Genomic DNA, 6557 nt, shown 5'->3' on the forward strand with positions numbered 1-6557 from the left:
GTGGGGCCAAGCGCTTCGCATGCTGGCTTTCGCATTGCTCGTGGTGTTCGGCACACTTGCCGCCATCCCCTCCGGTCCTACCTCCGCAAGCGCCAGTTCCCCGGGAGCGCGCTACGAAGGCGTGGCGACCTGCGCGGGTTCGACCTGCCACGGGCGGTCTGAAGGCAATGGCGCGGTCGTGCGGCAAGACGAGATCGCCAGCTGGCAGGAGCCGTCGTCGGCCAGCGGCGCGCATAGCCGCGCCTATTCGGTCCTCGCCAGCCGGCGGGGGCGGCAGATCGCCGAGACCTTGGGGCTGGGCGCCGCTACCTCCGCGCCCGCCTGCCTCGGCTGCCACGCGACCTTCGTCCCGCAGGCGCAACGCGGCGCACGCTTCCACACCAGCGACGGGGTCGGCTGCGAAAGCTGTCACGGCGCGGCCGAAGGTTGGCTGCAGGTTCACTACGAGAAGGCCGCGAGCCATGCCTCCAATGTGCGCGCGGGGCTGGTGCCACTGGAGAACCCGCAGGTTCGCGCGAAGATTTGCCTCGATTGCCACTATGGCAGCAGCGATACCGGCCAGTTCGTCACCCATTCGATGATGGCGGCGGGCCATCCGCGAATTTCCTTCGAGCTCGATCTCTTCTCCTCGCTTCAGCAGCATCACGACGAGGATGCCGACTATGCTCGCCGCAAGCCGCGCACCGAAAGCGTGCGTCTTTGGGCCGTGGGGCAGGCCGAAGCCGTCGCCCGCGCCACCGATCTCTTCGCTCGTCCCGCCTTCGGGATGCGCGGCATGTTCCCCGAATTCTATTTCTACGACTGCCATTCCTGCCACCGCCAGATCACCGACGGTCCCGCTCGGCGGCTGACCTTCGAGACCAATCCGGGGCGACCGATCCCCTTCGGCAATCCGCCGTTCAACGATGAGAACATCATCATGCTGTCGACCGTATCCGGCACGCTGGCACCCGAAGCTGGCGCGAGCTTCGCCTCCGCAAGCCTCGATTTCCACCGGGCGATGGGGCGCGACCGGGCAAGCGCGCAGCAGGCAGCCGTCACGCTGCGCGAACGCGCGCAGGCGCTGTCGAATGCCCTGGCTGCGCGCTCTTGTGGGGGCGACGATACGTATCGGGTGATCGCGGCCATCGCCTCGAAGGCGACCGCCCCGCGGTTCACCGATTATGCCGGATCGGTGCAGGCCGTGATGGCGGTCGATACGCTGCTCAACGCGCTGGTGCGCGAGCGGCGCGTGACGGTGGGGGCGGCGGCGGGAATCCGCGCCAACGTCAACCGCGCCTATGCCGCCGTGGCGGCACCAGAAACCTATCGGCCCGCCGAATTCCGCAGCGCGCTCGCCAGTGCGGCGGGTGCCATCGGGAGTCTGCAATGACGACGCGGCGCAGGGCGTTCGCCTGCCTGCCCGGCTTACTTGCGCTCGCACTGGTCGCCTGTGGCGGAGGGGGCGGCTCTTCGGGCGGTGGAAGCGGCGGTACGCCGACACCCACTCCGACGCCTGCGCCGACCTCCGGCGGGCGCCTTTATGCCGATCCCGCCCAGCGAGCGCTTACGGCGGGCGACGTCCAGCAGATCATCGCCCAGGCGGCGGGGGAGGCGCAGGCGCGCGGACTGTCCGCGACGATCGCCGTCGTCGACCGGGTGGGCAATGTGCTCGGCATCTTCGCGATGACCGGGACCCCCGCGAACACCCGGATCAGTCGCCGGACGATTGCCGGACAGGCTGCACCGGGCGAAGAAGTCGGGCTGCAGGGCATCCAGGTGCCCACCGCGGCCGCGGCGATCGCCAAGGCGATAACCGGAGCCTATCTGTCGAGCGGCGGCAATGCCTTCTCCACCCGCACGGCCAGCCAGATCGTGCAGGAACACTTCCCTCCAGCGCCGAGCACCCTCGGGCTCGAGAGCGGCCCGCTGTTCGGGGTGCAGTTCAGCCAATTGCCCTGTTCGGATCTGTCCACCCGGATGAGCGACGGGATGATCGGCCCGCAGCGTTCGCCGCTCGGTCTCGCCGCCGATCCGGGTGGCTTCCCGCTCTACAAGGACGGTGTCGTGGTAGGCGGCATCGGCGTCGCCGGCGACGGCGATTACGGGCTCGATCCCAATATCCTCGACCGCGACAACGATGCCGAGGAGTTCGCCGCACTCGCCGGAACGCAGGGTTTCACACCTCCGCGCGATATCGAGGCCGACCGCATCCCGGTCGATGGAACCAGCCTGCGCTACCGCGATGCCTCGGCCTCGGATATCGGGCCGCTCCAGACCAGCTTCGGGGCGGTCAACGGCCCCCTTGGCGGGCTCGTGGGGGTGTTCGGCTACAACAACGGTACGATCAGGGCCGGGGTAGCCTATGGCACGGCCGCTTCGGGTATTCGCCGCAGCTCGTCGAGCGAGTTTGCCAATCCCGATGCCTATATCCTCGTCGACGGGGCGGGCAATCCGCGCTTTCCCGCACGTGGGGGCACGGATGGGGCGAGCGTCGCCCAGCCGCTTACCCTCGCCGAAGTGCGCGCGGTGCTCGAAGAGGCCTTTGCCGTTCTCAGCCGGGCACGCGCACAGATCCGTCGTCCGCTGGACAGCCGGATGCAGGCGAGCGTGAGCTTGGTCGACACGCATGGTCAGGTCCTCGGTATCGTGCGGTCGCCCGACGGCCCGATCTTCGGCACCGACGTCTCGCTGCAGAAGGCGCGCACCGCGGCCTTCTTCTCGAATCCGGTGGCAGCAGCGCAGTTGCAGGCCGCAGGGCCCGACGTGGCGCGATACGTCCAGCGCGTGCGGAGCTTCCTCGGCAATCCCTCCGCGCTGACGGGGACGCATGCCTTCGCCGACAGGTCGGGCGGCAATCTGTCGCGCCCCTATTTCCCCGATGGCGAAGTGGGCGACGTGGCGGGACCGCTCTCGGTCGAACGGCCCGGCCAGTTCAGCCCCTTCATGACCGGGCTGCAGACCGATCTCGTCATCCCCAATCTCGTCCAGCATCTCGGCTTCGTGCTGTCTGGCGGCGCCAATCCCGATACGCCCCGCGGTTGCACGCAGGTCCCCGATGCGCCGGGTGGCGGCAAGCGACTGGCAAACGGCATCCAGATTTTCCCCGGCTCGGTGCCGATCTACCGCGGCAGCGAGCTGGTCGGCGGGATCGGGGTGTCGGGCGACGGGATCGACCAGGACGATATGGTCAGCTTCCTCGGGCTGCATAATGGCGGCCAGCGGGCAGGCGGGATCGGCAATGCCCGGGTCGATATCCGGGCCGACAGGATCGTGGTCACGGTCAACGGGCGCAACGTCCGCCTGCGCTTCGTCAACTGCCCCTTCGCGCCCTTCCTCGACGACCCCAAGCAGAACGTCTGCGAGGGACTATGATGGGTCCGGTCGCGCTTGCCCCTCTGGCGCTGTTCCTGGCCGCGCAGGCGGAGCTTCCGCCCGAGCCGCAGGCCGAACGGCAGCCAGTGGTCGAGCCCGAGCCCGCCGAGCCGCCGCCGGTCGACAAGGAGATCATCGAGGGGCGCCGTCGGCCCGACTATACGGCTCCACTGCCCGAAGAAGTCACCCAGACCAACGAGGGCGCGGTGCGCGCGCCGCCGCCGGAAGCCTTCCCCGTCGATCAGGTGCCGATCCCCGATCGCTGGCGGCTGATCGAGAGCCTCGGCGTGGTCAAGGAACGCTGGTGGGATCCCTACAACCAGAATACCTACAAGGGCGACCGGCCGATCAATCCCGAGAAGGTGAAGTGGCTGCCGATTACCGGCGACGACTGGTTCTTCGTCGTCAACGGGGTCAGCGACACAGTATTCGAGCCACGCACCTTCCCGATCCCCGTGGGCGTGCAGACGACCGAGCGGCCCGGGAGCCTCGACGTCTTCGGCAAGGATGCGAGCTATGTCCTCTCGCAGACCTTCATCGTCGGTGCGGCGCTGCTCAAGGGCAGCACCGCCTACAAGCCGCCCAACATCGAATACCGCGTCACGCTGGCGGCGAACTTCAACTATGTCGACGTGCCCGAGCGGCGTGTGCTGTTCGTCGAACCAAGCAAGCCCACGCACCGCTTCGACCATTTCGTGGGCGTGCAGGAAGCCTTCGTCGACTATCACTTCCGCAACGTTTCCGATCGCTACGACTTCGACAGCGTGCGCATCGGCATCCAGCCGTTCCAGGCCGATTTCCGCGGTTTCCTGTTCAACGACAACCAGCTTGGCGTGCGCTTCTTCGGCAATCGCGACAACAACCGCTTCCAGTACAATTTCGGCGGTTTCTGGCGACTGGAGAAGGATACCAACAGCGGGCTCAACGCGGTGTTGCAGACGCCGCGCGACGATTTCGTGTTCTTCGCCAACGCCTACCGGCAGGATTTCCTGATCCCCGCGCTGACGAGCCAGCTGACCTTTGTCTGGAACGCCAATCGCGAAGCCGACGACATCCAGATCGACGACAACGGTTTTCCCGTACGTCCGGCCCTGCTCGGGACGCTGCGCGGGCGCGACTACGATGCGTTCTACATCGGCTACAATGCGGACGGGCGGATCGGGCGCGTGAACCTGACGGGCAGCGCCTATTACGTCTTCGGCGAGGATCGCAATTCCTTCTTCACCGACCGGCCCGCCGACATCAGCGCCTATTTCGCCGCGGTGGAAGCGAGCTACGACAAGGACTGGATGCGCTTTCGCCTCTCGGCCGCCTACGCCAGCGGCGACGGCGATCCCTATGACGACACCGAAACCGGCTACGACGCGATCTTCGAGAACCCCGTCTTCGCAGGGGCCGACACCTCGTACTGGATCCGCCAGACGATCCCCTTCGCCGGCGGCGGCCGGGTGATCAGCGTCAACGGGCGCAACGGCATCCTCAATTCGCTGCGCAGCTCGAAGGAGCAGGGGCAATCGAATTTCAACAATCCCGGGCTGATGCTGCTTGGGGCGGGTGCCGATTTCGACCTCACGCCCGAACTGCGCCTCTCGGCCAATGCCAATCACCTCTGGTTCGAGAACACCGCCACGCTGCAGGCGCTACGCAACGAGGGCTCGATCCCCAAGTCGATCGGCTGGGACCTTTCCGCCGCTGCGATCTGGCGACCCAAGGCGACTCAGAACATCGTCTTCCGCCTGTCGGGCGCGGCGCTGGTCTCGGGCAAGGGCTTCGACGACCTGTTCACGTCCCTCGGCAATCCGGGCACCTATTATTCGGTGCTTGCCAATGTGATCCTGAGCTACTGATGCGCGCGTTCTCCCGCCTCCTGCTCGGGCTCGCGCTCATGCTCCTGGCAGGAGCGGTGGGACTGCGCGCGGCGGAGGAGGAGAAGCCGGTCGAGCGCGACTACAGCCTCGTGACCGCTGAAGCAGCTCCGCGCATCCAGACCGAGGAGGCAATGGCGGCCAAGTCCGAAGGCTGCTTCTCCTGCCATGTCCGCACCGACCAGCCGACCATGCACGAAACGCCTGCGGTCCGCCTCGGCTGCGTCGACTGCCACGGCGGCAATGCCAGCGTCATGGGCAATAGCGAACTACCGCATGACGATCCGGCCTATGTCGCCGCGCGCAATGCCGCGCACGTCCTGCCGAAATATCCCGAAAGCTGGCACTGGCCCTCCTCGGCCAATCCGAAGGCGAGCTACGCGCTGCTCAACAAGGAAGACCCGGTCTTCATCCGCTTCGTCAATCCCAGCGACTATCGCGTGGTGCGCGAGGCCTGCGGTGCCTGCCATATCGAGACGATCGAGGCGGCCGAGCGCTCGATCATGGCGACCGGCGCGATGCTGTGGGGCGGCGCAGCATACAACAACGGCATCCTGCCCTTCAAACGCTACATCGTCGGCGAGGCCTACACGCGCGAGGGCGAGGCGGCGAAGATCGAGAGCCCGGGGGCGCCCGTCGCCAGCGTCACCGAGAAGCAGGAGGCGCGCGGCGCGCTGGCGGCGCTTTACCCGCTGCCGACCTGGCACGTCATTCCGCCCGGCGACATCTTCCGCGTGTTCGAGCGCGGCGGGCGCAACATTGCCAGCCAGTTCCCCGAGATCGGCCTGCCCAACCCGACCGGCAGCATCCAGCGGCTGGAGGAGCCGGGCCGGCCCGATCTGAAGCAGTCGAACCGCGGACCTGCCACCGGTCTGCGCGTCGCGATCCCCGTGCTCAACATCCACAAGACCCGCCTCAACGATCCCTTCATGTGGTTCATGGGCACCAACGACCAGCCGGGCGACTATCGTCATTCGGGCTGCGCGGGCTGCCATGTGGTCTATGCCAACGATCGCGAGCCGCGACACTCGCTGATCTATTCGCAATACGGCCGCGACGGGCAGAGCGTGACGGTCGATCCGACGATAGCCTCGCTCTACGAAGGCGCGCGCAGCGATGCGCATGGCGGCGGTCATGGTGCGGTGAAGAAGCCGGGACACGACGACCACGAAGGGGGTGCCGAGAAGGAAAAGGGCCATCCGCTGCGGCACAGCTTCACCCGCTCGATACCCACCGCACAGTGCATGAATTGCCACATGCACCAGCCCAACATCTTCCTGAATTCCTACCTCGGCTACACGATGTGGGATTACGAGAGCGACGCGCCGCATATGTGGC

At 67.0% G+C, this 6557-nt stretch carries 3 protein-coding genes and 1 pseudogene; all 4 read left to right on the plus strand.

Annotated features, from left to right (window positions below):
• Positions 1 to 19 precede the first annotated feature (19 nt).
• The gene (locus ACN4E0_RS12110; protein ID WP_419568174.1) at positions 20 to 1372 is read left to right on the plus strand and encodes a multiheme c-type cytochrome; all 1353 of its coding nucleotides are present in this window, start codon (positions 20 to 22) and stop codon (positions 1370 to 1372) included.
• Complete coding sequence (locus tag ACN4E0_RS12115) at positions 1369 to 3354, plus strand: hypothetical protein (RefSeq protein ID WP_419568176.1); 1986 nt, start codon at positions 1369 to 1371, stop codon at positions 3352 to 3354. Before ACN4E0_RS12110 ends, ACN4E0_RS12115 begins: the two co-directional genes overlap by 4 nt.
• Positions 3351 to 5201, plus strand: coding sequence for a hypothetical protein (locus ACN4E0_RS12120; RefSeq protein WP_419568178.1), 1851 nt, complete (start codon positions 3351 to 3353; stop codon positions 5199 to 5201). The genes ACN4E0_RS12115 and ACN4E0_RS12120 overlap by 4 nt, the downstream gene beginning before the upstream one ends.
• Positions 5201 to 6557: pseudogene (locus tag ACN4E0_RS12125) on the plus strand (hypothetical protein); the annotation flags it as partial. The gene ACN4E0_RS12120 and the pseudogene ACN4E0_RS12125, both read left to right, overlap by 1 nt.

The organism is Qipengyuania sp. (genome assembly GCF_048550555.1).
In the GTDB taxonomy this organism is placed as follows: domain Bacteria; phylum Pseudomonadota; class Alphaproteobacteria; order Sphingomonadales; family Sphingomonadaceae; genus Qipengyuania.

What these genes read in the sequence shown, in the direction of transcription:
- ACN4E0_RS12110 (WP_419568174.1), top strand. Translation starts at nt 20, where the DNA reads ATGCTGGCTTTCGCATTGCTCGTGGTGTTCGGCACACTTGCCGCCATC.
- ACN4E0_RS12115 (WP_419568176.1), top strand. Translation starts at nt 1,369, where the DNA reads ATGACGACGCGGCGCAGGGCGTTCGCCTGCCTGCCCGGCTTACTTGCG.
- ACN4E0_RS12120 (WP_419568178.1), top strand. Translation starts at nt 3,351, where the DNA reads ATGATGGGTCCGGTCGCGCTTGCCCCTCTGGCGCTGTTCCTGGCCGCG.